Below are 23,674 nucleotides of genomic sequence, written 5' to 3'. Positions count from 1 at the left end.
TTTCATTCTAACACAATGCTTTTGAATGATGTATCCCTATTTTTTTTTATAAATGAACTTTTTTTTTATTCAAACGCAATTAAAAACCACATTTTTTTTTTAACCAGTATATACTTCTAAATTCAGACTAAAATTGGAAATGAGAGCATGCCTGAAAATTGGGTTGAAATTAAAAATCTGATCTTTACACGGGATAACCGCTACATTTTTGATGGCATTGATATGGTAGTGAAACAGGGGAAAATCACTGCTATTATGGGGCCTAGCGGTTCAGGGAAAACCACCTTATTAAGGTTGATTGGTGCCCAATTGACACCTGATAATGGTGAGGTGTATGTACACGGACAAAACATACATCAGCTTTCCCGCAAAGCTTTATATGAGGCGAGGCGTACTATGGGTCTGCTTTTTCAAAGCAGCGCGCTGTTTACCCATCTTTCTGTATTTGACAATGTTGCATTCCCATTGCGGGAACATACTCAATTAAATTATTCCATGTTACGTGATATAGTCTTAATGAAGCTTGAAGCAGTAGGTTTGCGTGGCGCAGCGAATTTGATGCCAGCCCAGTTATCTGGTGGTATGGCAAGGCGAGTAGCATTGGCGCGAACGATAGCGCTTGACCCTGAGCTAATGATGTATGATGAACCGTTTACGGGACAGGATCCCATTTCAATGGGGGTTTTGGTGCGTTTAATAAAACGGCTGAATCAGTTGTTACATACCACAACCATTATAGTGTCTCATGATGTTGAAGAAACCTGTTCGATCGCGGATTATATTTATTTGATTTCAGGTGGAAAAATTATTGGTCAGGGAACTCCTGATGAGTTAATTCAATCCAGTGAACCACAGGTAAAACAGTTTATGCACGGTGAAGCAGATGGCGTAGTGCCTTTTCATTACCCGGCCAGACCTTATACAGAGGAGTTATTAGATGCTTGATACAATCGCGCGTCTTGGTAATCGTGGTATACAGGTTTTACAAAATATTGGTAATTCAGGATTATTCTTATTTACCATGTTGTTCAGAAGACCTAATATACCTAAGTTATGGCCTTTGTTGCGCCATCAACTGTACTTCGTTGGTGTATTGTCCTGTTTGATTATCATTGTATCGGCTTTATTTATTGGCATGGTTGTTGGATTGCAAGGTTATAATACATTGCAAAAATTTGGCGCAGCAAGTCAGCTGGGACAATTACTGGCCTTGAGTATTGCACGAGAACTAGGACCGGTTATCAGTGCCTTGTTGTTTGCCGGAAGGGCGGGGTCAGCACTGACTGCTGAAATTGGCTTGATGAAAGCAACAGAGCAATTATCCAGTATGGATATGATGGGCGTTGATCCATTAGGCAGAGTGATTTATCCGCGTTTTATGGCTGGATTTATTGCCTTACCTGTACTTGCATTGATTTTTTCTGCTGTAGCTATTTATGGTGGGTATTTTATTGGGGTACATTGGTTAGGTGTGGATGACGGCAGTTTCTGGTCTAATATGCAGGCTGCTGTTAATTTTCGTATCGATATATTTAGTGGCATAATTAAAAGTTTTGTTTTTGCTTTTGTTGTGACCTGGATTGCGGTATTCCAGGGGTTTGAGTGTGTGCCAACAGCGGAGGGCATTAGTCAGGCGACGACTAAGACAGTAGTATATTCATCGCTTGCTGTTTTAGGGCTCGATTTTTTGTTGACTGCAATGATGATTGGAGATTGGTAAATGAAAAAGCAACGCTATGTAGACATAAGTGTAGGAATATTTATGTTGCTTGGCCTATTGGCATTATTGGTAATGGCAATGAAAGTCAGTAGTTTTAATGATTTCATCTCTCGTAAAGGCTATCAGGTCACGGCGGATTTTACTGATATTGGTGGATTAAAGGTAAGAGCTCCTGTTACTGTTGCTGGTGTTCGAATTGGTGAAGTGAGTCGAATTGAGTTACAGCCAGGTGAACTCAATGCCCGGGTTACAATGACTTTAAGAAGTGATAAAAAGATACCCTACGAAGATTCATCTGCACGAATTTTGACCGAAGGCTTGCTTGGTTCCAATTATATTAGTATTGTTCCAGGTTTTGAAGATGAGGAAAGTAATAATCATCCTTATTTACGGGAAGGGGATGTGATTGCTAAAACTCAGGAAGCGATCATTCTTGAGAATCTTATAGGCCAATTATTATTTAATATTAAGAAATAGGTGAACCATGAGAGTATTGAAAACAATTTTATTAGTTGCTTGTATGTCCTTATCTCAAATGATGGCGGCACAGACATCTCCTGTACCTATGCTGGAACGCGCTGCTAATGATATTATTGCTACTCTCAAGGAAAATAAATCCAGTTTAAAGAGCAATCCTTCCATTATTTACAAAGCAGTAGAAACCTATTTATTACCTAATGTTGATGTAGCCGGTATGTCCCGATCAGTCTTAGGTCGTCAAGCTTGGAACAAAGCATCACCATCTGAGCGACTTGAATTTTCTAAAGCTTTTACCCGACTGGTCATACGTACCTATTCCAGTCCACTTGCTCAATATTCCGATGAAACCATTCAGTTTTTACCCTTACGTGGTTCACTGGATAGTCGATTTATCCGGGTAAATAGTGTGATTGTTCGTTCCAAAGGGCAAAACATTCCCTTGAGCTATAGTTTGGTTTCAAAAAATGGATATTGGAAAATATATGACATAAGTGTTGAAGGAGTGAGTTTGTTACAGAGCTTCAGATCTCAATTCGCTCAGGCGTTGCAACATTCGAGTATAAATGAAGTGATTGCGGAAATGCAGAAGAAACAAGTTAAAAAGGCTTCATAATCGTGGACAAAATTAATTTTAAACCCGGTTCTGAACTTACTTTTAAATCAGTGGTATCTGTACGCGCTAAGCTGTTTAAAGCGTTGATGGATGATACCAGTAATACATTTTGTCTTGATTTAAGTGATGTGACGCATTGTGATAGCGCAGGCTTGGCATTGCTGATTGAGGCAAGAAAACTGTGTAAGCACAGTAACAAGATATTTGAAGTGATAGGGATATCTCCAGAAACTCAGTCTTTAGCCGAATTTTGTGGAGTAAAGAGTATTTTAGAAACCGCATGAATAGAATAACCTGAATTAGGTCAATACTCATCATCCCTAAGACCCTGGCCTGCCTTTCGTGCAGGCTCGTTTTTTTAATATAAAACCTCCTTTGGTATGACTGTATAATCCTCATTTATATTTTTTTTTACAACTAGGGTAAAAAAATTGTATTTATTTCAATTAGTGAGCTAACTTTATGTTAAGTAATGAAGAAATTGAACAGAGACTTAAAAGCATTGACGAAGTGCTTCATGTCGAAGTAACAGGCGATGGTTACCAGTATCAATTAGTAATAGTAACCGATATTTTTTTAAATAAAACCAGGGTCGCTCGACAGCAATGGGTCTATGCACAGCTCAATGACTTAATTACCACTGGCAGGCTTCATGCTTTAAGCATGAAGACATGGACAAAAGAAGAATGGGGGAAGCAACATGGATAAATTATTAATAAACGGTGGTAAGGCATTAAATGGGGAAGTAGTTATTTCGGGCGCGAAAAATGCGGCATTACCCATAATGGCTGCCAGCTTACTTGCCAGTGACCATGTAACCATTTCAAATGTTCCTCATTTAAAAGACATTACAACAATGATGGAGCTTCTGGGACAACTCGGTGCACATTTAATTGTTGATGAAAAAATGAATGTCCAGGTAGATGCCAGCCAGGTCAATGAGTTTGTGGCTCCTTATGATTTAGTTAAAACAATGCGTGCTTCCATTCTGGTTTTAGGGCCAATGTTAGCAAGATTTGGTAAAGCTGATGTTTCTCTACCTGGAGGGTGTGCGATTGGTACACGTCCAGTTGATTTGCATCTAAAAGCATTAAAGGCCATGGGGGCTGATATTACTGTTAAGAATGGTTATATCAATGCACGTTGTAAACGAGGACGCTTGCAGGGTCGTCGATTAATGTTTGATACCGTTACCGTAACGGGTACTGAGAATATTCTCATGGCTGCAGTGCTTGCAGAAGGTACAACCATTATTAAGAATGCTGCACGTGAACCGGAAGTGGTTGATTTAGCTAATTTCCTTATCCAAATGGGTGCCAAAATTTCAGGAGCCGGAACATCAACTATTGAAGTTGAAGGTGTTGAGTCACTGGCTGGTGGAACTTACGCGGTTATGTCTGACCGAATAGAAGCAGGTACTTATCTTGCTGCCGGAGCATTGACCAGAGGTCATGTAACCGTAAAAAGAGTACGACCCGATACCTTACTGTCTCAATTATGCAAATTTGAGGAAGCTGGGGCAGAGTTGACTATAGGTGAAGACTGGGTCAGTTTAAATATGCATGGCAAACGTCCTCAGGCGGTACATATTTCAACGGCTCCTTATCCTGCTTTTGCAACGGATATGCAAGCTCAATTTATGGCAATGAATTCAGTCGCTGAAGGTTCTTCAACGATAGTTGAAACAATTTTTGAAAACCGTTTTATGCATGTGCAGGAATTGCAACGTATGGGCGCTCAGATTCAGCTTAATGGTAATACTGCGATTATCAACGGGGTTGAAAAATTAACTGGAGCACCTGTTATGGCAACCGATCTTCGTGCTTCAGCCAGTTTGATATTAGCGGGTTTGGTGGCTGAGGGAGAAACTGCTGTTGAGCGAATCTATCATGTTGATAGAGGATATGAACGTATAGAAGAAAAATTGTCTCTTCTGGGTGCTGATATCAAGCGGGTTTCTGAACGGTGATTAAACGTAGTGAATTAAGTCTTTTCCTGAATGATTTGTTGAATTGCAGTAAATTCAATGACTATGCTCCAAATGGAATTCAGGTTGAAGGCAAAGAACAAATCAAGCGCATCTGTACTGCAGTTACTGCATCTGAGGACATTATTTCTCAGGCAATTGAATGGCGTGCAGATGCGCTATTAGTCCATCATGGTTATTTTTGGCGAGGCGAAGATCCTGTCATCACAGGAATGAAGCGCCAACGAATCTGCAAATTATTGAATCACGACATTAACCTGTTTGCTTATCATTTGCCCCTCGATTGTCATCCTGAGCTTGGTAATAATGCATGTTTGGCTAAGTTATTGTTACTGGATTCAGTACAAATGCATCAAGTCGGTTCTACAGATAATTTGTTATGGACTGGTCTTCTACCAAAACAAATGACAGATACTCAATTTAATGACGTTCTGGAACACTCTTTTGGACGAAAGCCTCTTCATATCGCGGGTAATTCCAAAGACATAAAATCAATAGCGCTGTGTACTGGCGCTGCTCAGGATTATATCGAACATGCTCATGACTTGGGGGTCGATGCTTATATAAGTGGTGAGGTATCTGAACGGACTTATTATCAAGCGAAAGAATTAGGAATCCATTATTTTGCCTGTGGACATCATGCAACAGAGCGGTATGGAATTCAGGCATTAGGAAACTATGTAGCTAGCTATTTTAATTTGCCCCATCTATTTCTGGACAGCGATAATCCTGTTTAATCATTTAGGGGGTGTTGACACTTCCAATTTCGACGTACCGCGACTTGTTCCTGAGAAATCCTCACAAAATTGAAGCACCTTATAAATACCCAAGTACCACGTTTATGCCTGAACGATCCTTATTTTTTAATATATCACTCTCAGCATCCCATCCTCGTCACTCTCAGCATTCCATCCTCGTCACTCTCAGCATCCCATCCTCGTCACTCTCAGCATCCCTTCCTCATCACTCTCAGCATCCCTTCCTCATCACCCTCCGCATCCCTTCCTCGTCACTCTCAGCATCCCATCCCTCATCACCCTTAGCATCCCATTCTCGTCACTCTCAGCATCCCTTCCTCGTCACCCTTAGCATCCCATCTTCGTCACCCTCAGCATCCCATTCTCGTCACCCTCCGCGGAGGCGGAGGGTCCATCCTTTATCATTTTGTATGTGATTCATATAACTGCATTATTCGTGTGTGTCCAAAGCCTTTTAATGAGATTTAATGTAATACTTGAATATAACGTTCCATTATTTTATTAATCGCAATGTAGAGATATGAATTTTTTAGGATTTTTTGGTATCGAACTTACCTGGGCCCTCCGCCTTCGCGGAGGGTGACGAGAATGGGATGCTGAGGGTGACGAAGATGGGATGCTAAGGGTGACGAAGAAGGGATGCTGAGGGTGATGAGGATGGGATGCTAAGGGTGACGAGGAAGGGATGCTGAGAGTGACGAGGAAGGGATGCTGAGAGTGACGAGGAAGGGATGCTGAGAGTGACGAGAATGGGATGCTAAGGGTGATGAGGATGGGATGCTGAGGGTGATATATAAAAAAATGAGGATCTCTCAGGAACAAGTCACGGGACGTTGGGAATAATCTGATGAATTATCAACACACCCAAATTAATTGAAAATTTCACATTAGCCTATCAAATTGGAATTTATTAAAACAAATCAACAGGAATCACTGTATTTTTATTCTGTCCTGTAGCAATCTCTCTTGTGCCTGCCCGGTATACTGGGCTAACATGTGACAATAGTTGCTAAAGGATTGTTATAATGATCAATTTTAGAAGATTCCTGGTCTTTATATTTGTGCTTTGTTTTTTTTCGCTGCAGTCAAATGCGAGTGGATTAAAAAATAAAGCATTCAGAACGATCTGGCATCCAACTTACCTTGGAGAGCGTCTGGATTATTGCAGTTTTGATGGAAAAGAGTGTGGTAAGGAAGTTGCTAATCGTTATTGTCAAATGTTGGGCTATGATTATTCCAGTCAAAATGTGATTGCTTATAATGTTGGGTTAACGAATTATTTAGCCAGCAGAGCACAATGCAAAGGTTGGCGTTGCAACGGATTTATGACCATTAGTTGTTCCATTGGTTTATCACATAATCCGCCTAAACCCTATCATTATCGTGAGAAACAATTTGTTTATCCTCGATACAATGATTATAGAGTGGATTGGTGTTATGACAAGAATAAGGGATGTGGAGCAAGAGCCGCTAATTCGTTCTGCAGTCGAATGGGGTTTCTCCAGGCAAAACGTTTTGTTAAGGAAGCTCAAATTAGCGCAACTAAATCAATTGGTAGTCAGGAGTTATGTTTTGGTCACCAATGTAATGCTTTTAAATCAATACTTTGTTATCGATGAACCCCTCATTAAATTGCATTAGGGGTTGTTGACGATTCATATTTTCATGATCATACACTTATAACCGACTTATTGCGGTTTTACCGCTTTATGTCGGTGTTGTAGAGTAATTGTTATTCGACCCTAATAATTTTAAATTGACAGCTTTTATGACAGTTAAGTAAATTTAATGTCAGAAGTTTGACAGTTGTGAAGTGCGTATCCGATACTTAAATTAAATTAACTCGAACTTAAGGATAGGTTTATGAGTGACAATGAGAAAATATACATCATTGATGAAAATGAAAATCGTTGTGACAAATTACGAACTATATTTGATTTTTTAGGACAAGCTACAGAAGTTAGCAAATATAATAACTGGCAAATTATTACTAATCCCAACCCTGGAGTAATTATTCTGGGTGCAGAATTAACGTTCGAAAAAACAGTGGATGAACTTGATGCGTTGGTAAAGCATTTTTCCAAAGTTCCGATAATCGTTATTGATCAACAGTTAAGTTCCGTTCAATGTGAAGATCGAAATGTCGTTGCATGTCTCTCTTTTCCATTCAGTTATGCTCAAATGCTAGAAGCCTTGCATCGTTGTCAAATTGCTAAAGAAGCCGTTAAATTCATTACTGCGAGTACTCAAAGAACTCCTTTATTCCGTAGCTTAGTGGGTACTAGTGAAAGTATCAGCCAGGTTCGTAAATTGATTGAGCAGGTTGCAAATACTGAGGCAAGCGTATTGATTTTAGGAGAGTCAGGTACTGGTAAGGAAGTTGTTGCTCGTAATATTCATTCTCTTTCATCACGATCCAATAAGCCGTTTATTCCAATTAACTGCGGCGCTATTCCTGGAGAATTATTAGAAAGTGAATTATTTGGTCATGAAAAAGGAGCTTTTACCGGGGCTATTACATCAAGACAAGGTCGTTTTGAATTAGCTAACGGAGGAACACTGTTTCTTGATGAAATTGGCGATATGCCTTTAGCCATGCAGGTGAAACTGCTTAGAGTTTTACAGGAACGATGTTTTGAGCGAGTGGGATCGAACAAGAGCATTGATGTGAACGTTCGAATCATTGCAGCAACCCATCGAAATTTGGAGGTTGCAATTCAGGAAGGTAAATTCAGAGAGGATTTATTCTATAGGCTCAATGTATTTCCTATTGAAATGCCACCACTGAGAAGTAGAAGTGCCGATGTAGTGCTTTTATTTAATGAACTTATCTCGCGTATTGAAGGCGAACACAGGCCAACTGTTCGATTAATGCCTGATGCTATGGATGCATTATGTAATTACAGCTGGCCGGGAAATGTTCGTGAGTTGGCAAATTTAGTGGAACGATTATCAATTTTATATCCTAATGGTATTGTATGTAAAAATGATTTACCCCAACGCTTTCAAGGTGAATACAAACTGTCTTATATGGAAATGAATTCATCAGGTACTGAGCGTGAAACCTTATTGCAAATCATCAGTCAGGATCAAACGTCTAATACAGATGGTATTGATTTGAAGGAACATTTAGTTAAAACGGAGCTCGCCTTAATTAGTCAGGCTCTGGAAGAATCTGACTGGGTAGTAGCTCATGCAGCAAGTTATCTTAATATGCGACGGACAACATTAGTAGAGAAAATGCGTAAATATGGCTTGACTCGTCCAGAGAAAGAAGAGCGATAGACTATTGGCATCTGTTGCACTCCTGAATCGTTTGTAACAGAGAAGCGTTAAAGTAGGGTCTGTTGATAATACCTTGTTTCATTATCCGTAAACGCCTACGTAATGTGGACAAGCTGCGCTTGGAGGGGGTATGGAGATCCCATTTTAATTAAATATTGAGAGCACGTGTAATGAACCAGGAAATTAATTGGAAGAACACATGAGATGTAATACAATGACCGCAGATAAAATGCTTATGGAACAATAATAATTATGTCTTTAGGGATAAAGCTTGTTATCCTGTGAGAGATGTAATCATGAAAATTATTCAAATTAAACGAGGCGCTTCAGGAACTATACTACCAGTAAGCGAACGAGTTTTTTTACCCCGATCAGAATTTCATTGCAGATATCCGTCATTATTTGAGATGAACGATTCAGTGCGATGGTCTACTTACCATAGAAGTGATTTTAAAAAAATCGAAGGAACGACTAAAGACCAGTTTAAATTTCAGGGAAACCAGGATTCAATCAAAACAGGAATGTATCCTAAAACGGGTAATTTTTATAACCCATTTCATTTTCAGAGCTATAAAAAAGCCTTAAAACCAGTAAAAAAGGCGACAATAACTTCTGAACCGGCGTTATGGTACGATAGGCTGTTAGAGCAGCAAAAAAAAATGGCTGCTTATGTTGTTGCTCAAGTCAAAACAAAAGATCCTGATTTTCTGATTAACGCTGATAATAATTATACATGCGTTTTGTTTTCCTTACCTAAACCGGTTCGTGAAAAAAATCCTAAAATTTGGAGTGAATTCTTATCGGTTTATCTAATTGCTCTGGCCAATACCCTTGCTTATGAACGAGGAATTAATATTGAAATGGTGCACCGATCCAGTTTTGGATGTTTGAGGCCTTCAGTTGCAGAGTGCGGGGAAAGTGTGCGTGTTAATCTTGGATTAACTCCAAAACCTTATGCAGATTGCGTTATTGATGCAATTATCTATTTGCAAAAAATTGTCAAGAATTCAAAAGCTTTTAAAATTCCATTTAAATCAGTGGCATTGACTAATACCTTGAACAATTATAATGAAAAAAAATCAACAAAAACAAAGCCAGTAAACATATGTCTTAAAGATACACTTTGGGATACGTTATGGGCTCCCGGTGATAGCTCAAACAAATCGTTTGCGAGTCAAATGTTCAGGAAATCAGTAGTTAAAGAATGTTTGGTCGATTTGATTCAAAATGCCTGTCTTGAGAAGCCATTAGACGATCTATTTAAAGATACAAAAGCCTTTGATAAAGCTTTTGTAGAGCCAGTAAAAAAAGTACTTCAATCCATTAAATTAAATGGTCAATCCCTTTCTGTTCAATTGGATTCTGAGGATTTAAAATCGTATGAATGGGCTAAGGCCCAAAAAGTTGTGGATGATGAGTTTTGGACACTTGCAGAAGAAATGGCAGAGCGCTTGGGAGTTACAAAAAGAGAAATCAAGACTCTTGTCAGTAAAAAAGTGACTGAAGATTTCCACTCTTGTTTTGAAGCGTGGGTTGCCAATTTTATTTTTCAGCCTGGGAGGGATAATTCGGTTAAGGATGGTAATGGCTCTGACTCAGAAGATGAAGGTGAGCTTGAAATTAAAGGCAAGCCGCAGACTGTTCATGCAAAAAAATTGATTACTGCAACAGGGATGAGAGCAATTCAACTAATCCATGCCGTTAGCAGAAAATACTTGCATGACAAATATAAAATTGATCCCTTGTATCTGACATTTAGTGCAAGTCAAATGTATTATGAAACAGATGAGGCATTAGCCGCTCATCCAATCCCTATTGATTACAGTCATGATCAAAATAAAAAAAGAGTGCAGACAAATGTCGGATTCTTTGATGTGAATCATTGCAATACTACACATGATGAAATGGAGGATGAAATTGCTTTAATTGATAAAAAGGATCGCATTTGTGCCATAGATGTAACTTCAGCTACAACTCAGGAAATTCATGAAACACTGGTGCGACTCTATGAAAGGCGGCCTAATCTAGAGCTTATTTTAACAATCAGTAGCGGATTAAAAAACGAACAGGCAATGGGGGATTACAATCCTTACGGTACGATTCGAATATTTTCGAAGGATCGTGAATCGCTTGATACAATTTATGATGATTTGGTTCAACTTGAAGAGCAAGCTGGTTATTTACATCCAAAAGAAAGTCATTTAATAAGAAAAACTGCGAAATTAGCTGGAATGACTCCAACTAATGCGTCAATTTTAAGTTGATTTGCTCTGAACCTGTTTTAACACGGATCAATTACTACCGAAATTATGCAGAGGTATGGTCACAGGTGAAATTGGAATTAAGCCTTAGTTTTTGTACTAAGGCTTGTTCTCAGTAGATTCTTCTTCAGTTTTTTCGGTTGTCTTGGTCGTTTCAGTTTTGACCTCAGCAGTTTTTACTTCTTCAGTCTTAACGGCTTCAGTTTTTACCTCTTCGCCAGATGCTTCTTGATTTTCTCTTTTATGTTTGTAGTCTTGAATTATCTCTTCAACACTGTTCTTTATGCCTTTAAAGAGTTTACTGGTCATTGAAGATAATTCTTTAAAATCAGGCAGCTTGGATTTAAAATCGCTCATGTTTCACTCCCTTGCAGAAAATAGATTGATTATATAATTATATACTCATATTAAAGCTTTTGTTGATCTTCCTTTATCATAACACCGAACTGTTCATTTAAGCCCAGGGATGCATCAAGTTCATGGCAGGTTTAAGCAGTTTATTCATTAACGTTGATTTCGGTTGGACGGTTACTTTAAATGCTTTGTAGCGTCCCATTTTTTCGACAAGATATTCATCACTGGTGGAAAGTTTATCTACCAGGCTGAGTTGAAACGCATCTGTTGCCAGCCAATGCTCACCAGTGGAAACCTTATCCATATCCAGTTGGCTTCTATTCATTAGAACATAATCTCTAAATGCAGTATGTATTTTTTCCAGATCTTCCTGAAATTTTTTCCGACCTTTATCTGTATTTTCAGCAAAAAGAGTTAAGGTTCGTTTGTATTCACCAGCAGTTAATAATTCAATATCAATATCATTTTTCTTTAGCCAGCGGTGAAAATTAGGGATTTGAGCCACAACACCAATTGAACCAATGATTGCAAATGGAGCAGCAATAATTTGATTGGCTACACAAGCCATTAAATAGCCTCCGCTTGCAGCTACTTTATCTATACTGACTGTCAAAGGAATGTTCTTTTCACGTATTCTTTGTAATTGAGACGCTGCAAGCCCATAACCATTAACAGCACCTCCAGGACTATCCAATCTTATTAAAACTTCATCTTCAGGTTTGGCGATACTCAGGATGGAGGTAATTTCTTCACGGAGTTGTTCGACTTGTGAAGCTTTTATATCGCCACTGAAATCAATGACGTATAGAGTTGGTTGTTTTTCTTTACTTTTTTTCTTCTTACTTATTTTTTTGCCCAGAATTTCTTTGTTCATTAACGACTGAATGTGGTCATATTGTTCATTTAGAGAAGTAATTTCCAATTTTGGTTTGGGTTTACGGCCTATAGAAAAGATGCCACCGATGAGTATTAAAAATGCAATCACCAGGGTAAAGCATTTAAGGAGAAACATACCGTATTCACTTAGAAATTCCATTGTCGACCTTTAAATAAATAAAACAGATTATGGCGATCATAGGGGGACTTCGCAAGACAAAAATCGGGAAAATAAAGGGTTTGAGAGTTAAAAAACTTGTTTTGTCTTTTATTTATAGTTAGTCTCACTTTTTATGGTAAAAATACACTCCTATGCTTGAAGTTATCGATCTTGATTTTGATTACCAGGAACAACCTCTGTTACATCATGTTTCTTTTAAAGTGCCCCAGGGTGGACTATTGCATTTGAAAGGGGCCAATGGAGCCGGAAAAACCACCTTACTCAAGTTAATCGCGGGATTGCATCAACCTTCGCAGGGTCGGATTTGTTTTGCTGGCCAACCTATATCCAAACAACGTGCTGCATATCAAAAAGAACTATGTTTTGTAGGTCATAAAACAGGAATAAACCCTTACCTTACCCTGAAAGAAAATTGTCTGTTTGATCTGAATTATGGGGATAACAAAACCAATATCACTGAACTGGCTGCACTGTTTCACCTAGAGCGATTTTTAGATCAACCTTGTGGTTTGCTTTCTGCGGGGCAAAGAAGACAGGTGGGTCTTCTTCGATTATGGATGTCGGATAAAGCACTATGGTTGTTGGATGAACCCTTGGTGGCTCTAGATCATACAGCGCTGATGACACTGATGAATAAAATAGAACAGCATCGATTACAAGGCGGCACGGTATTACTTACTTCGCACCAAAATTTGCCTTTAAGCGATAATGACTATTTGGAGTATCATCTGTGAATTCCTGCTTTGTATTATTTGTAACCCAATTCAAGCGTGAATGGTTAATCCAGATGCGGCAAATCAGATATTTGGTTAATTCCTGTTTATTTTTTTTAATGTTGCTCTTTATTTTTCCTTTAACGATAAGACCAGAAGTTCAGCTGATGAGAACTATAGCACCCGGTTTAATATGGATGGCTATTTTACTCTCCATGTTACTCTCAGCGGAGAGACTGTTTCAACAAGACTATGAACACGGTGTTATCGAGCAATGGCTGGTTTCAGGTCAATCGCTGAGCCTTATAGTCAGCGCAAAAGTTTTGGCGCATTGGTTATTTAATTTGATACCTTTGTTATTGCTGTCTCCTTTGGTAGCAGTTTTATTTTCTTTTTCTGTATGGGAAACCTGGATATTGGTCCTTAGTCTGCTCTGCGGTACACCGGCATTATTCTATCTGTGCGCACTGGCGGCTGCTTTTGGTGTTGGAGTGAATCAAAGGGGAGCCTTAATGGCATTGATATTATTGCCTTTAACTCTTCCTTTACTCATATTTGGCAGTGGAACTTTAAACATTGCCATGCAGGGACTGCCAATCAATGGGTATTTGGCATTATTACTGGCTATGTCCTTAATTGCAGCAGGTTTTTTGCCTTATGCTATTTCGGGAGTAGTTCGAATCAGTCAGGTCGATTAATGCATCTGTCCGGTATATTTTGCGAAAGCACTGAGACATGGTAAAATCCGATTCTTTTTTCTGATTTTATTGTTTCCTATGTGGAAGTTTTTATATCAATTAGCCTCACCTAAAACATTTTACACTCTTTCAGGGCGAATTATTCCCTGGTTAGCGACAGGTGCATTGCTGACGATAATCATTGGTGTTATTTGGGGACTTGTATTTGCTCCACCTGATTATCAACAAGGCGATGCGTTTCGTATAATTTATGTACATGTCCCAAGCGCATTCCTCTCAATGGCTCTGTATGCCTGGATGGGCTTTTTGGCCGTTTTGCTTTTAGTTTGGCGTATTAAAATTGCTGGTTTGCTGATTAGCCTGGTTGCTCAATTGGGTCTTTGTATGGCTTTTCTCGCGCTGGTAACTGGCAGTATTTGGGGTAAGCCCATGTGGGGAGCCTGGTGGGTTTGGGATGCACGATTGACGTCTGAATTAGTCCTTTTATTGCTTTATGCTGCTATTTTAGCAACTCATCATGCAGTAAAAAATAAGGAAGACGGAGATAAAATCATTGCAATACTCACTTTGGTCGGCTTGATTGATTTACCTATTATTCATTACTCAGTGTACTGGTGGAATACTTTGCATCAAGGGGCTACCTTATCCGCGTTTGCAAAACCTAAAATCGAAAGCAGTATGTTATATCCATTATTGTTTACTCTGATTGGATTTTTCTTCTATTGTTTATGGATTATTTTGGAAAAGGCACGAAATGAATTGTTAATCAGGGAAAAGAAACAAGCCTGGGTTAAAATTCAATTCGAAGGAGAGCGTTAATGAACCCATTTTTTGAATGGTTGGCAATGGGTGGTTATTCTGCTTATGTTTGGCCTGCCTACGGACTGGTTGGTTTTGTCTTGATAATGAATCTTTATGGCATTAAACGGCAAAAAACTCGTACTCGTCAAAAACTGCAACGATGGTTTAAGAGATAAAATTTATGAACCCGGCAAGAAAGCGTAAGTTACTCATGATACTTTTTTTTATGTCGATTTTAGCTATAGCCTCTGGTCTGGTGTTATATGCTCTAAGACAAAATATTAGTTTATTTTATACCCCAACCCAGGTCATAGCCGGAGAAGCGCCGCTGGCTCATCCTGTTCGTGTAGGGGGAATGGTTGAAAAAAACAGTATCATAAGAGCTAAGGAAGGCTTGGAAGTTCAATTTAAAATTACAGATTTTAATAAAACCATCACTGTAACTTATAAAGGTATACTCCCTGATTTATTTCGGGAAGGTCAGGGAATAGTCGCCGAAGGTGAGGTCATTGATTTGCACCATTTTCGAGCCAGTCAGGTGTTAGCAAAACACGATGCCAATTATATGCCTCCAGAAGTTAAAGCAGCTTTGGCTAAAAAGGTGAATTCATGATAGCAGAAATTGGCCTTTTTTCGTTAATCCTGGCATTGATTGTTGCCCTCATGCTGGCGATAATTCCTTTGGCGGGTTTATATCTGAAGCGTGAAGCCTGGATGGATTCAGCTAAAACCTATGCCGGATTGCAGTTTCTGTTTGTCAGTCTTGCCTATATTTGCTTAACTTTTTGCTTTTTAAGTGATGATTTCTCTGTTTTATATGTAGTGAGTAATTCCAGTATTTTATTGCCCTGGTTTTATAAACTCTGTGCTGTCTGGGGTGGGCATGAAGGCTCCATGCTTTTATGGGTCGCTATTCTTAGTTTCTGGATGATTCTGGTAGGATATTTAAGTTCCAGCCTGGACAAGGAAATGCGTACTCGGGTATTGGTGGTATTGGGATGGCTGAGTATAGGTTTCATTCTCTTTTTATTGACTACATCAAATCCTTTTTTACGCCAATTTCAAGTTTTAAATACTCAGGGGCGTGATCTGAATCCATTATTACAGGATCCAGGATTCCTGTTTCATCCACCCATGTTGTACATGGGGTATGTCGGTTTTTCTGTGGCTTTTGCTTTTGCCATTGCTGCTTTGTGGGCCGGTAAAGTTGAAGCCAGCTGGTCTAAATGGACCAGGCCATGGACTTTGGCCGCCTGGTGTTGTTTAACAGCAGGCATAACGCTGGGAAGCTGGTGGGCCTACCGAGAGTTAGGTTGGGGCGGTTGGTGGTTCTGGGATCCTGTTGAGAATGCTTCATTCATGCCCTGGCTAGTCGGTACTGCATTGCTTCATTCTCTTGCCGTGACCGAACAACGTCAACAATTTAAAGCCTGGACCATGCTATTGGCAATTGCTGCGTTCTCTTTAAGCCTCATTGGAACTTTTCTTGTTCGTTCTGGAGTATTAACCTCAGTGCATGCTTTTGCTGTGGACCCACAGCGTGGCTTGTTTATTTTGGGTTTTCTGCTGATTGTAATTGGTGGTTCATTACTCCTGTTTTTGTTTCGCGCACAAACACTGCAGACTGGCAACAGTCCCAGTCCTTTGTCTCGGGAGAGTGCATTACTCCTAAACAACGTTTTTCTGGTTGTCATTATGCTCACCGTACTAATGGGTACAGTATATCCCTTATTGGTTGAAGGTTTGGGACTGGGTAAACTTTCTGTAGGAGCTCCGTATTTTAATGCGGTATTCGTTCCGTTGATGATCCCGATGTTGTTGATCATGGGTATCGGGATTCATTTAAAGTGGAATAGTGATGGTTGGAGGGCAGTATACAGAAGACTAAACTGGACCGCTCTTGTTAGTCTGGTAGTACCTGTTGGTTTATTGTGGGTTACATCCAGCCATTTTGATGGATCAGCCTTAATGGGCTTGATGTTGGCCTTCTGGGTTTTATTGAGTACATTGAATGCCGTAATTCGGCGCATCAAGGAACGAGGTCTTGATGGAGTTGGTCAAGCCTATTGGGGCATGGTAGTGGCACATTGTGGCGTTGCCGCTTCCGTTATTGGTGTTGCGGTTTCCACTGCCTATGGAGTGCAGGACGATGTCCAGATGTCGCCTGGCACTAAAGTTTCTCTTGCTGGATATCAAATAGAATTTATTAATCAATCTGATTTGGTTGGACCCAACTATAAAGGAGCAAGAGCCGAGTTTAAAATCACCCTTAATGACAAAGCCAGTCTGATCTATCCTGAAAAAAGAGTGTACTCTATTGGACAGATGGCTATGACTGAGTCAGCCATAGACGTGACCCCATTTAGAGACATCTACGTCGCTTTGGGTGAGCCACTGACCGATAACTCCTGGTCTGTACGACTTTATTATAAACCTTTTGTACGCTGGATCTGGGGGGGAGGATTTATGATTCTTGCTGGCGGTTTTCTGGCCTTGACTGATAGAAGGTATTATAAAAGCAGAAAAGCAGTTGCTGTTCGCGCTCAGGAGTTAGAGGCATGAAAACTATTGGATGGAGAATAATTCCAGTTGTTCTGTTTTTATTATTGAGTTTCTTTCTTTGGCGTGGCCTATCTTTAGATCCGCATCAATTACCCTCGGTTCAGCTTGGAAAGACAGTCCCCGAATTTACTTTACCGCAACTCCAAAATCCTGAGGCGACATTCAGTTCAAGTCAATTGCGAAATCAGGTCGTCTTGCTTAATGTCTGGGCCAGTTGGTGTGAAGCCTGTGTTGAAGAACAGGTTTTTATGCTGCAATTGGCACGTGAAGGGGTGCCGGTTTACGGGTTAAATTATAAAGATAAATCGGCAGATGCACTGCGGTGGTTAGAGCAATGGGGTAATCCTTATAAACTGGTGGCTCAGGATACCGAAGGCAAGGTTGCAATTGATCTAGGCGTTTATGGAGCACCTGAGACTTTTGTTATTGATAAACAAGGTATTATTCGTTATCGACATGTTGGGATAATGAATCAAGAGGTATGGTCAAAAGATATAATGCCTCTAATGAAGAAATTGGAGCAGGTTTGATGAGAGCAGCTTATTTATTATGCTTCAGTTTAGTTATTTTATTGAACATGCCTGTCGGTTTTGCCAACAGCGCATACCCTCTGGATTCAGCTAGAAAGGAAGCTCAATTTAATCATTTATTAAAAGATTTGCGATGTTTGGTCTGTCAGAACCAGGATTTGGCAGATTCAAATGCCGAATTGGCTAAGGATTTACGTTTACAGGTCTATCACTTGGTTCAAGAAGGCAAAAGCGATAGTGAGATCAATGACTACCTGACTTCCCGGTACGGTGATTTTATTCTTTTTAAACCGCCAGTAAAGGCAGTTACATTATTACTATGGTTTGGCCCATTTGTCTTTTTATTGCTGGGCTTCCTGATTTTTTGGCGAACATGTTTTAAGCGAAGATCCTATGAATGAATGGTGGTTAATCAGTATTTTGGTTTTAATAACCATTGCTGCAAGTATTCTGATAATTTATCCCTTAAAGTGTAATTTATTGACCCGTATCGTGCTGGTGCCGATAATTTTTTTGATGGCTTCTACCAGTTATTATTTTTGGGGTGGTTTTGCAGAGTGGCAGGATTATATTCATCAAAATGAATCCCGGCAACGCGCTCAACAAGTGCTTAAATCAATTAAAAGCCCTCAGGAATTGATCGATAAATTGAGAGCAAAACTGGATGACAGTCCAAAGAGTGCCAAAGGGTGGTATTTATTGGGTAGGTTATATACCAGTCAAAATGAGACAAACAATGCGGCTCAAGCCTTTGCTAAAGCGCATCGTTTAAATCCAGAAGATGAACAGTATGCCGTGAATTATGCGCACAGTCTCTGGTTGATGAACAATCAACAATTTAGTGCTGAGATTATAGATGTATTTAAGAATCTATTGAACAAGAATCCTAATCAACCCGATGCGCTAGCCATGCTTGCCATGAACGCTTACATGAGTCATGATTACAAAGATGCGATAGCTTATTGGCAACGCCTGTTAGTTATGGCGCCAGAACAATCTGAAGAATCTCAATCTATTCGTAAAGCTATTGCAAAAGCACAGGATCAAATTAATTTAGGGAGTAAGTAAAATGACGGATAAAGTATATCGATTAATTGAATTAATTGGTACTTCGCAGGAAAGTATAGAGAAGGCCATTGATAATGCAATAATGGCGGCAAAATCTCATGGAAAACTGGAATGGTTTGAAGTGTTGGAAACCAGAGGCTTTATCGATAATAACAAAGTCAAATATTATCAGGTTCATGTGAAAATTGGTTATTACAGCTAGTGTAACGTTGTACTGGATATCAAGGTTTGGAAATAAACGCATTATCTTTTATATAAAACCTTAATAATTTATCAGTCCAATCTTTAGCATAGTGAACGCCTATTCTGGGTTTTTCCATTATCGTGAAGTTGGTTTGATCATTAGTGTCCGCTAGATAAAAAGTGTCGCCAGTTAAATCATGTCGATTCAAACTTTTATCAATATTCATGGCCCTGGATAATAATCCAGGCCCCTGAGTTCTTCCAATGGTATTTTGCACAGGTTCCAGTGCCCTTATTAATACCGCTGAACCAACACCTTCTTTCTCTGTAACCACGTTAGTGCAATAGTACATTCCATAGATCAGATAAATGTATGCAAATCCAGCAGGCCCATACATCACTTCAGTACGTTTGGTTATCCCTTTCGACGAATGCGACGCTAAATCCTGTTGTCCAACATAAGCCTCCACTTCTACTATTTTACCGATACGGATTACCCCTTCATCATGATGTACCAGAACTTTTCCTAATAGGTCTTTGGCAACCTGTACCGTGTCTCTTTGATAGAATTCTTTAGGAAGTTTCTGCATTGGTTTTCGTTTTTGTCTGGAATAAGTCATTAGTCTAATGGGGTTAGGATTGATAATAAAGAGTGATATCGGGCTACATGATTTTAAATTTAGCCATATAATTACAACAGGAGCATAGTCGTTACTTGGAATGTAGAGGGATAAAATGAACTCAGTTGCTATTTTTTTTAATGCCATAACCCCTTTTAAAAGTGATTTGAGTGTATTAAAGTGTTCTGAAACTCGCAGCATTTTATTCATTAATTCAACGATTTATGCCCAATTAAATGAAGAGCAAAAGATTTTTTTTGAAAAAATTCATGTGATTGATCCCATATCGTTCGAGACTACATTACCCTTAGTTGAACATTATTTAAATGAAATAAGTCGTAACCAATTAAGATTAGTGACCAACGACGAAGCATGCATCCTTGTTGTTGGAAAGCTTATTGATTATTTAGGATTAAACGGAGAAGGAGAACAAGTCTTAATTAAATTTATTGATAAAATTGTCATGAAAAATACATTAGATGCTCAAGGAATTCGTACTCCATATCACCAGGTGTTTAATAGAGAAGAATATATTACCGATAAAGTGCGTTACATCACTGAGCTGGAAAAAAAATTCAACTATCCTTTTGCTGTAAAACCGATTGCATTATACGGTAGCGCCAGTTTTAAGAAAATACATAATAGAAACGACTGGTTCGCTTATGTTGAGCAAATAGCACATTCAGAAATCTCCTTTCAAATTGAAGAGTTTATTGAGGGAACTTTATTTCATTGTGATGCGATTGTGGAAAATAAGGAAATTCGATTTGTTTCCATTTCAGAATACCTATGGCCTATGGCATTGTTTAAAGAGGGCTATCCAACGGGCAGTATCGTGCTTCCTGAACATGATTCGCGTTGGAACCAATTGAACGTAGTGCATCAACAGATCATTGCCTCGTTACAACCACCTGATGGAGTGACTCATTGTGAATTGTTTCTGACACAAAATAATGAAGTCGTTTTTTTGGAGATAGCCGCAAGGCCCTCTGGGGCCTTGGTTGTGACCATGATTGAACGCATGACAGGAGTTAATCTCGAATTGGCTCATTTTATGTTAAGACTGCAAAGACCCTTAACCATTCAAACCCAACCAATAACTGAGTTTGCTTTTTTTTGTTATGTTCCTAAAAAAAATGGAATCGTTTTGAGTCTTGAATTACCCAAACTGAATAGTGAGTTGAGTATTGAATGGAATGTAAAGCCTGGAGAATTAATTCAAATGCAGCCCAGTGGAGAATACGATATTTTAGTTAAACCCTCTAATATTGCGGCGACAATGATATTAAGCAACTCGCGCTTTGATCCTCTCTATCACGATTTTCTCAGCTTAAAAAATGCACCTCTGGTAAAAATACAATCAGAACCTTACAGTTCTTCATAAATCAGTTCATTTTGTTTTGCCAGATGATGCAGAACAGACTCATTAATCTCTATTCCTAAACCAGGCTTTTCGAAGGGTATTCTCATACCCTGAATGTAGGGTAATTGAGTAAAAACAGGATTCTTTAAATCTTTAAATAAAAATAAGTCACTATCTAAATCAGTAAATGCGATATTAGGCATTGATGCTGCAAAATGAATGCCTGCTGCCACACCCAAAGGGCTTTCCATCATACATCCAACCATTACCTTTAATCCTGCTTCATGAGCTCTTTGCGCCATAAGACGTGCTTTCCAAATTCCGCCTGCTTTTTGGATTTTGATATTAATTCCATTGACCGCCTTCAAACGAATAAGCTCTTCCAGATCATCCATGCCCACGATGCTCTCATCAGCATAAATCTGAATGCCACCAAGCTGATTTTTTATCTCCAATAATCCTTGATAATCGTATTTTGCTACAGGTTGTTCAACCGCAATTACCGATTTTAAAATCGATTGCATTTCTTTTAATACTTCAATTGCTTGTTGTGCATCTTTAAAACTTTGATTGGGATCAATCACATAAGATACGTCTTTAGCAAATATACGTTTAATTAATTCCGTTGTTTTGAGATTAATCGTATTAAGATCCATTTTAATCTTTATGAGTTGAACCTGGGGATGATTATTAAGAATAGACAACGCAAAATCTTGGGTTTCTTCTAAATCTAAAATAGGTATAGTTAAACTATTGGGGGTGCGCTTCGTCTCATTGCCAAAAAGCCTGTATACAGGTTTATTGTTTATTTTTCCTACTAAGTCATGAAAAGCACTATCTAAAGCAGCAGAAGCATGAGAACTCTTAACCTGATCCTTGAGAAATTGATAAAAAACGTGAGGTGCGGCATTCGGATCAATAGGGTGATCTTTAACCTTCTGTAGTTGCGAAACAACATCATCGAATGATTCACCTGTCATCAGGACAAAGGGAGCCGCTTCACCAATGCCAATCAAATCATGATAATGAAGTTGGACTATAATGTTTTCTAAGTGAGTCCAGGTATAAGTAGCAATACAAAGAGGTTGTGGTAATTTATAGTTTAGTCTATATATTTTTAATGATGCGACATCCATAGATAAAGTTCCTCATAATTAATAGAGTAGATAAATTGTACTAACTTTTATTTGGAGTTAATTGGAGTCTACCTAGTCAATTATAGGATCTTTAAAGAGAATTCGATGAATGTACTTTTTCTTATAGGCAGCGATTTATATTCTTATAATATGGCAAATGAGATATGCATTAAATGGGCAAAAACTCATTTAAAAGCATCTTTTTTGGTATTTAAGAACGAATTGGCATTTAAGCCCGAAAAAATACAAGAAGATATAAACCAATTAATTTTCTATGAGCGAACCTTATTTAGTGAGGTTCTAATTCCGTTCCTTAAAAATCATCGGAATGAGGGTAAATATGCAGGATTAGATGCCTTGGTTCAAAAATATGCTATCAATTATGCATTTTGTCCCTCTATTGATAATAAAAAAGCGTCCCAATTTATTTTAGAACAAGCAAAGAATTGGAAGATTGATGTGGTTATTTCTATAAGATGTATTGTCAAACTTGATGCACAGCTTATCGATTACTTTACTCGTTCAAACGAACATTATTTATGGAATGTTCATCCTGGTTTGTTGCCACAATACAGAGGAATTATGCCTCTGTTTGCAGCCATGTTGAATCAGGAACAACACTATGGCATCACCTTGCTTCGAGTATCCGAACAATTGGATGAAGGCTCTATTATCGATTCACGAACCTGCTCTATTGATTATACACGATCCATGATGCACAACGTCCTCGCTCTGATTCCCATTGGAGTTGAACTCGTCACGACTAATTTACTTAAACTATCAAGAAATGAATCACTATCGGTTTTGGTTCAAAATGCAACCGATAAAGGATTTTATTCATTTCCTACAGTAGAGGAGTTGGAACTTTTCAAAGCCAGAGGATTGCGTCTTTATTCAAAAGAAGAACTCATTAACGTAATGAAGAGTTGTTATTTGACTGACAATCAAAAAGATACAGTAGAACAATTACTTCATTACAGTCGGTCATAGTTTATTATGAAATCAATGGGATCAATTCTAAATCGATGCTCTTGTCCAATTAATTAAGACAGTCTGCGATAAACACTGAGCCCATGGTTGAATACATCAGCAATATTAGCCGCGCTTGGGATAGTCGAATTCCCTGAAAAAAATGCCAAGCCTGCTTGTATTCCTCTGGTAAAATTTGCCGTTATTGCCAAATTGTTTAATGAATTAGGGGCTATTGCTTCAAATGCATGAACAGCAACATCAGGAAGATATTCAATTGCTGCTGCTTCAGGGTTATTGATGTATTCAAGCATAACAAGACCTGCGATTAATGCATTGTAACCTCGGTATGCAGTACTCCAATTTAAAAGATGGTACCAGCTCACAGATTGTTTGGTTGTCTCTTTCTTATCCATTGTAATAACTCCTTTACGACTTGTTAATTCCAGTGAGTGTTGACAAATTATCAAATACTCCCAACTTCCCCTGAGTTGTTCCTGATTGAACCTCACTGAT

At 38.8% G+C, this 23,674-nt stretch carries 28 protein-coding genes; 23 read left to right on the top strand and 5 right to left on the bottom strand.

Annotation, left to right across the window (positions count from 1 at the left end; translation table 11 throughout):
* The first annotated feature begins 147 nt into the window (after window positions 1–147).
* The 11 genes from IZU94_RS08250 (at window position 148) to IZU94_RS08200 (ending at window position 11,107) form a co-directional block, all read left to right on the top strand.
* Window positions 148–945 carry an ATP-binding cassette domain-containing protein gene (locus IZU94_RS08250; protein WP_203109755.1) on the top strand — a complete coding sequence of 266 codons (798 nt, stop codon included), beginning with the start codon at window positions 148–150 and terminating at the stop codon, window positions 943–945.
* Window positions 938–1,720, top strand: a complete 783-nt coding sequence (gene mlaE / locus IZU94_RS08245) for a lipid asymmetry maintenance ABC transporter permease subunit MlaE (RefSeq protein WP_058474239.1) — start codon at window positions 938–940, stop codon at window positions 1,718–1,720. Before IZU94_RS08250 ends, mlaE begins: the two co-directional genes overlap by 8 nt.
* Window positions 1,721–2,197: an outer membrane lipid asymmetry maintenance protein MlaD gene (gene mlaD, locus IZU94_RS08240; protein WP_058474240.1), complete on the top strand. Its 477-nt coding sequence runs from the start codon at window positions 1,721–1,723 to the stop codon at window positions 2,195–2,197.
* A gap of 7 nt (window positions 2,198–2,204) precedes the next feature.
* Complete coding sequence (locus IZU94_RS08235) at window positions 2,205–2,813, top strand: MlaC/ttg2D family ABC transporter substrate-binding protein (protein WP_203109753.1); 609 nt, start codon at window positions 2,205–2,207, stop codon at window positions 2,811–2,813.
* Between the two features lie 2 nt (window positions 2,814–2,815).
* Window positions 2,816–3,097: an STAS domain-containing protein gene (locus IZU94_RS08230; protein WP_058474242.1), complete on the top strand. Its 282-nt coding sequence runs from the start codon at window positions 2,816–2,818 to the stop codon at window positions 3,095–3,097.
* Between the two features lie 178 nt (window positions 3,098–3,275).
* Window positions 3,276–3,521, top strand: a complete 246-nt coding sequence (locus IZU94_RS08225; protein WP_203109751.1) for a BolA family protein — start codon at window positions 3,276–3,278, stop codon at window positions 3,519–3,521.
* On the top strand, window positions 3,514–4,782 hold the full coding sequence (murA, locus tag IZU94_RS08220) for a UDP-N-acetylglucosamine 1-carboxyvinyltransferase (protein WP_203109749.1): 1,269 nt from the start codon (window positions 3,514–3,516) through the stop codon (window positions 4,780–4,782). Before IZU94_RS08225 ends, murA begins: the two co-directional genes overlap by 8 nt.
* The gene (locus IZU94_RS08215; RefSeq protein ID WP_203109747.1) at window positions 4,779–5,537 is read left to right on the top strand and encodes a Nif3-like dinuclear metal center hexameric protein; all 759 of its coding nucleotides are present in this window, start codon (window positions 4,779–4,781) and stop codon (window positions 5,535–5,537) included. Before murA ends, IZU94_RS08215 begins: the two co-directional genes overlap by 4 nt.
* Window positions 5,538–6,583: 1,046 nt before the next feature.
* Complete coding sequence (locus tag IZU94_RS08210) at window positions 6,584–7,177, top strand: hypothetical protein (protein WP_203109745.1); 594 nt, start codon at window positions 6,584–6,586, stop codon at window positions 7,175–7,177.
* Window positions 7,178–7,421: 244 nt separating this feature from the next.
* Entirely contained in the window at window positions 7,422–8,843 is a 1,422-nt protein-coding gene (locus tag IZU94_RS08205; protein ID WP_203109743.1) for a sigma-54 dependent transcriptional regulator, read from the top strand.
* A gap of 296 nt (window positions 8,844–9,139) precedes the next feature.
* Window positions 9,140–11,107, top strand: coding sequence for a hypothetical protein (locus IZU94_RS08200; protein WP_203109741.1), 1,968 nt, complete (start codon window positions 9,140–9,142; stop codon window positions 11,105–11,107).
* 96 nt (window positions 11,108–11,203) lie between these two features.
* On the opposite strand, the gene IZU94_RS08195 is transcribed toward IZU94_RS08200, so the two are convergent.
* Window positions 11,204–11,461 (bottom strand): hypothetical protein, encoded by a 258-nt coding sequence (locus IZU94_RS08195; protein WP_203109740.1) that lies wholly within the window; start codon window positions 11,459–11,461, stop codon window positions 11,204–11,206.
* Window positions 11,462–11,558: 97 nt separating this feature from the next.
* A complete protein-coding gene (gene sohB / locus IZU94_RS08190; protein WP_203109739.1) occupies window positions 11,559–12,494 on the bottom strand; it encodes a protease SohB in 936 nt (311 codons plus the stop codon).
* A gap of 152 nt (window positions 12,495–12,646) precedes the next feature.
* On the opposite strand from sohB, the gene ccmA reads away from it, so the two are divergent.
* Genes ccmA through IZU94_RS08140 form a run of 10 tightly spaced genes read left to right on the top strand, consistent with a single transcriptional unit; the run spans window position 12,647 to window position 19,089 of the window.
* Window positions 12,647–13,249: a cytochrome c biogenesis heme-transporting ATPase CcmA gene (gene ccmA / locus IZU94_RS08185; protein WP_203109738.1), complete on the top strand. Its 603-nt coding sequence runs from the start codon at window positions 12,647–12,649 to the stop codon at window positions 13,247–13,249.
* Window positions 13,246–13,926, top strand: a complete 681-nt coding sequence (gene ccmB / locus IZU94_RS08180) for a heme exporter protein CcmB (protein ID WP_203109737.1) — start codon at window positions 13,246–13,248, stop codon at window positions 13,924–13,926. The genes ccmA and ccmB overlap by 4 nt, the downstream gene beginning before the upstream one ends.
* Before the next feature lie 45 nt (window positions 13,927–13,971).
* Window positions 13,972–14,745: a heme ABC transporter permease CcmC gene (gene ccmC, locus IZU94_RS08175; protein WP_500778867.1), complete on the top strand. Its 774-nt coding sequence runs from the start codon at window positions 13,972–13,974 to the stop codon at window positions 14,743–14,745.
* Window positions 14,745–14,903: a heme exporter protein CcmD gene (ccmD, locus tag IZU94_RS08170; RefSeq protein ID WP_058474252.1), complete on the top strand. Its 159-nt coding sequence runs from the start codon at window positions 14,745–14,747 to the stop codon at window positions 14,901–14,903. The genes ccmC and ccmD overlap by 1 nt, the downstream gene beginning before the upstream one ends.
* 5 nt (window positions 14,904–14,908) lie before the next feature.
* Entirely contained in the window at window positions 14,909–15,340 is a 432-nt protein-coding gene (ccmE, locus tag IZU94_RS08165; RefSeq protein WP_058474253.1) for a cytochrome c maturation protein CcmE, read from the top strand.
* Window positions 15,337–17,289, top strand: coding sequence for a heme lyase CcmF/NrfE family subunit (locus IZU94_RS08160; RefSeq protein WP_203109735.1), 1,953 nt, complete (start codon window positions 15,337–15,339; stop codon window positions 17,287–17,289). Before ccmE ends, IZU94_RS08160 begins: the two co-directional genes overlap by 4 nt.
* Window positions 17,286–17,819: a DsbE family thiol:disulfide interchange protein gene (locus IZU94_RS08155; RefSeq protein ID WP_203109733.1), complete on the top strand. Its 534-nt coding sequence runs from the start codon at window positions 17,286–17,288 to the stop codon at window positions 17,817–17,819. The genes IZU94_RS08160 and IZU94_RS08155 overlap by 4 nt, the downstream gene beginning before the upstream one ends.
* A complete protein-coding gene (locus tag IZU94_RS08150; protein ID WP_203109731.1) occupies window positions 17,819–18,220 on the top strand; it encodes a cytochrome c-type biogenesis protein in 402 nt (133 codons plus the stop codon). Before IZU94_RS08155 ends, IZU94_RS08150 begins: the two co-directional genes overlap by 1 nt.
* Window positions 18,213–18,887: a tetratricopeptide repeat protein gene (locus tag IZU94_RS08145; protein WP_203109729.1), complete on the top strand. Its 675-nt coding sequence runs from the start codon at window positions 18,213–18,215 to the stop codon at window positions 18,885–18,887. The genes IZU94_RS08150 and IZU94_RS08145 overlap by 8 nt, the downstream gene beginning before the upstream one ends.
* Window position 18,888: 1 nt before the next feature.
* Window positions 18,889–19,089 (top strand): dodecin, encoded by a 201-nt coding sequence (locus IZU94_RS08140; RefSeq protein ID WP_203109727.1) that lies wholly within the window; start codon window positions 18,889–18,891, stop codon window positions 19,087–19,089.
* Between the two features lie 19 nt (window positions 19,090–19,108).
* Here IZU94_RS08140 and IZU94_RS08135 read toward each other — a convergent pair whose 3' ends face one another.
* Complete coding sequence (locus tag IZU94_RS08135; RefSeq protein WP_203109801.1) at window positions 19,109–19,660, bottom strand: DNA-3-methyladenine glycosylase; 552 nt, start codon at window positions 19,658–19,660, stop codon at window positions 19,109–19,111.
* Window positions 19,661–19,805: 145 nt separating this feature from the next.
* On the opposite strand from IZU94_RS08135, the gene IZU94_RS08130 reads away from it, so the two are divergent.
* Complete coding sequence (locus tag IZU94_RS08130; protein WP_203109725.1) at window positions 19,806–21,074, top strand: ATP-grasp domain-containing protein; 1,269 nt, start codon at window positions 19,806–19,808, stop codon at window positions 21,072–21,074.
* On the opposite strand, the gene IZU94_RS08125 is transcribed toward IZU94_RS08130, so the two are convergent.
* On the bottom strand, window positions 21,059–22,189 hold the full coding sequence (locus IZU94_RS08125; protein WP_203109723.1) for a mandelate racemase/muconate lactonizing enzyme family protein: 1,131 nt from the start codon (window positions 22,187–22,189) through the stop codon (window positions 21,059–21,061). The genes IZU94_RS08130 and IZU94_RS08125 overlap by 16 nt on opposite strands.
* A 105-nt stretch (window positions 22,190–22,294) precedes the next feature.
* Between IZU94_RS08125 and IZU94_RS08120 the strand changes: the two genes are divergently transcribed.
* Window positions 22,295–23,179, top strand: coding sequence for a formyltransferase family protein (locus tag IZU94_RS08120; RefSeq protein WP_203109721.1), 885 nt, complete (start codon window positions 22,295–22,297; stop codon window positions 23,177–23,179).
* Window positions 23,180–23,232: 53 nt separating this feature from the next.
* On the opposite strand, the gene IZU94_RS08115 is transcribed toward IZU94_RS08120, so the two are convergent.
* The gene (locus IZU94_RS08115) at window positions 23,233–23,574 is read right to left on the bottom strand and encodes a hypothetical protein (RefSeq protein ID WP_203109720.1); all 342 of its coding nucleotides are present in this window, start codon (window positions 23,572–23,574) and stop codon (window positions 23,233–23,235) included.
* Window positions 23,575–23,674: the final 100 nt, after the last annotated feature.

It is taken from the genome of Legionella bononiensis (assembly GCF_016786215.1).
Taxonomy (GTDB): domain Bacteria; phylum Pseudomonadota; class Gammaproteobacteria; order Legionellales; family Legionellaceae; genus Legionella; species Legionella bononiensis.
Note: the sequence above shows the minus strand (reverse complement) of the source record. Positions and strands in the feature narration are given on the sequence as shown.

Bases quoted from the DNA above. Each gene is read 5' to 3' on its own strand.
- IZU94_RS08125 (WP_203109723.1), bottom strand. From the start codon at position 22,189: ATGGATGTCGCATCATTAAAAATATATAGACTAAACTATAAATTACCA.
- IZU94_RS08130 (WP_203109725.1), top strand. From the start codon at position 19,806: ATGAACTCAGTTGCTATTTTTTTTAATGCCATAACCCCTTTTAAAAGT.
- ccmA (WP_203109738.1), top strand. From the start codon at position 12,647: ATGCTTGAAGTTATCGATCTTGATTTTGATTACCAGGAACAACCTCTG.
- IZU94_RS08135 (WP_203109801.1), bottom strand. From the start codon at position 19,660: ATGCAGAAACTTCCTAAAGAATTCTATCAAAGAGACACGGTACAGGTT.
- IZU94_RS08200 (WP_203109741.1), top strand. From the start codon at position 9,140: ATGAAAATTATTCAAATTAAACGAGGCGCTTCAGGAACTATACTACCA.
- ccmD (WP_058474252.1), top strand. From the start codon at position 14,745: ATGAACCCATTTTTTGAATGGTTGGCAATGGGTGGTTATTCTGCTTAT.
- IZU94_RS08205 (WP_203109743.1), top strand. From the start codon at position 7,422: ATGAGTGACAATGAGAAAATATACATCATTGATGAAAATGAAAATCGT.
- IZU94_RS08115 (WP_203109720.1), bottom strand. From the start codon at position 23,574: ATGGATAAGAAAGAGACAACCAAACAATCTGTGAGCTGGTACCATCTT.
- ccmE (WP_058474253.1), top strand. From the start codon at position 14,909: ATGAACCCGGCAAGAAAGCGTAAGTTACTCATGATACTTTTTTTTATG.
- IZU94_RS08160 (WP_203109735.1), top strand. From the start codon at position 15,337: ATGATAGCAGAAATTGGCCTTTTTTCGTTAATCCTGGCATTGATTGTT.
- IZU94_RS08195 (WP_203109740.1), bottom strand. From the start codon at position 11,461: ATGAGCGATTTTAAATCCAAGCTGCCTGATTTTAAAGAATTATCTTCA.
- IZU94_RS08155 (WP_203109733.1), top strand. From the start codon at position 17,286: ATGAAAACTATTGGATGGAGAATAATTCCAGTTGTTCTGTTTTTATTA.
- mlaD (WP_058474240.1), top strand. From the start codon at position 1,721: ATGAAAAAGCAACGCTATGTAGACATAAGTGTAGGAATATTTATGTTG.
- IZU94_RS08210 (WP_203109745.1), top strand. From the start codon at position 6,584: ATGATCAATTTTAGAAGATTCCTGGTCTTTATATTTGTGCTTTGTTTT.
- sohB (WP_203109739.1), bottom strand. From the start codon at position 12,494: ATGGAATTTCTAAGTGAATACGGTATGTTTCTCCTTAAATGCTTTACC.
- IZU94_RS08235 (WP_203109753.1), top strand. From the start codon at position 2,205: ATGAGAGTATTGAAAACAATTTTATTAGTTGCTTGTATGTCCTTATCT.
- IZU94_RS08250 (WP_203109755.1), top strand. From the start codon at position 148: ATGCCTGAAAATTGGGTTGAAATTAAAAATCTGATCTTTACACGGGAT.
- murA (WP_203109749.1), top strand. From the start codon at position 3,514: ATGGATAAATTATTAATAAACGGTGGTAAGGCATTAAATGGGGAAGTA.
- IZU94_RS08120 (WP_203109721.1), top strand. From the start codon at position 22,295: ATGAATGTACTTTTTCTTATAGGCAGCGATTTATATTCTTATAATATG.
- IZU94_RS08225 (WP_203109751.1), top strand. From the start codon at position 3,276: ATGTTAAGTAATGAAGAAATTGAACAGAGACTTAAAAGCATTGACGAA.
- IZU94_RS08150 (WP_203109731.1), top strand. From the start codon at position 17,819: ATGAGAGCAGCTTATTTATTATGCTTCAGTTTAGTTATTTTATTGAAC.
- IZU94_RS08140 (WP_203109727.1), top strand. From the start codon at position 18,889: ATGACGGATAAAGTATATCGATTAATTGAATTAATTGGTACTTCGCAG.
- mlaE (WP_058474239.1), top strand. From the start codon at position 938: ATGCTTGATACAATCGCGCGTCTTGGTAATCGTGGTATACAGGTTTTA.
- IZU94_RS08145 (WP_203109729.1), top strand. From the start codon at position 18,213: ATGAATGAATGGTGGTTAATCAGTATTTTGGTTTTAATAACCATTGCT.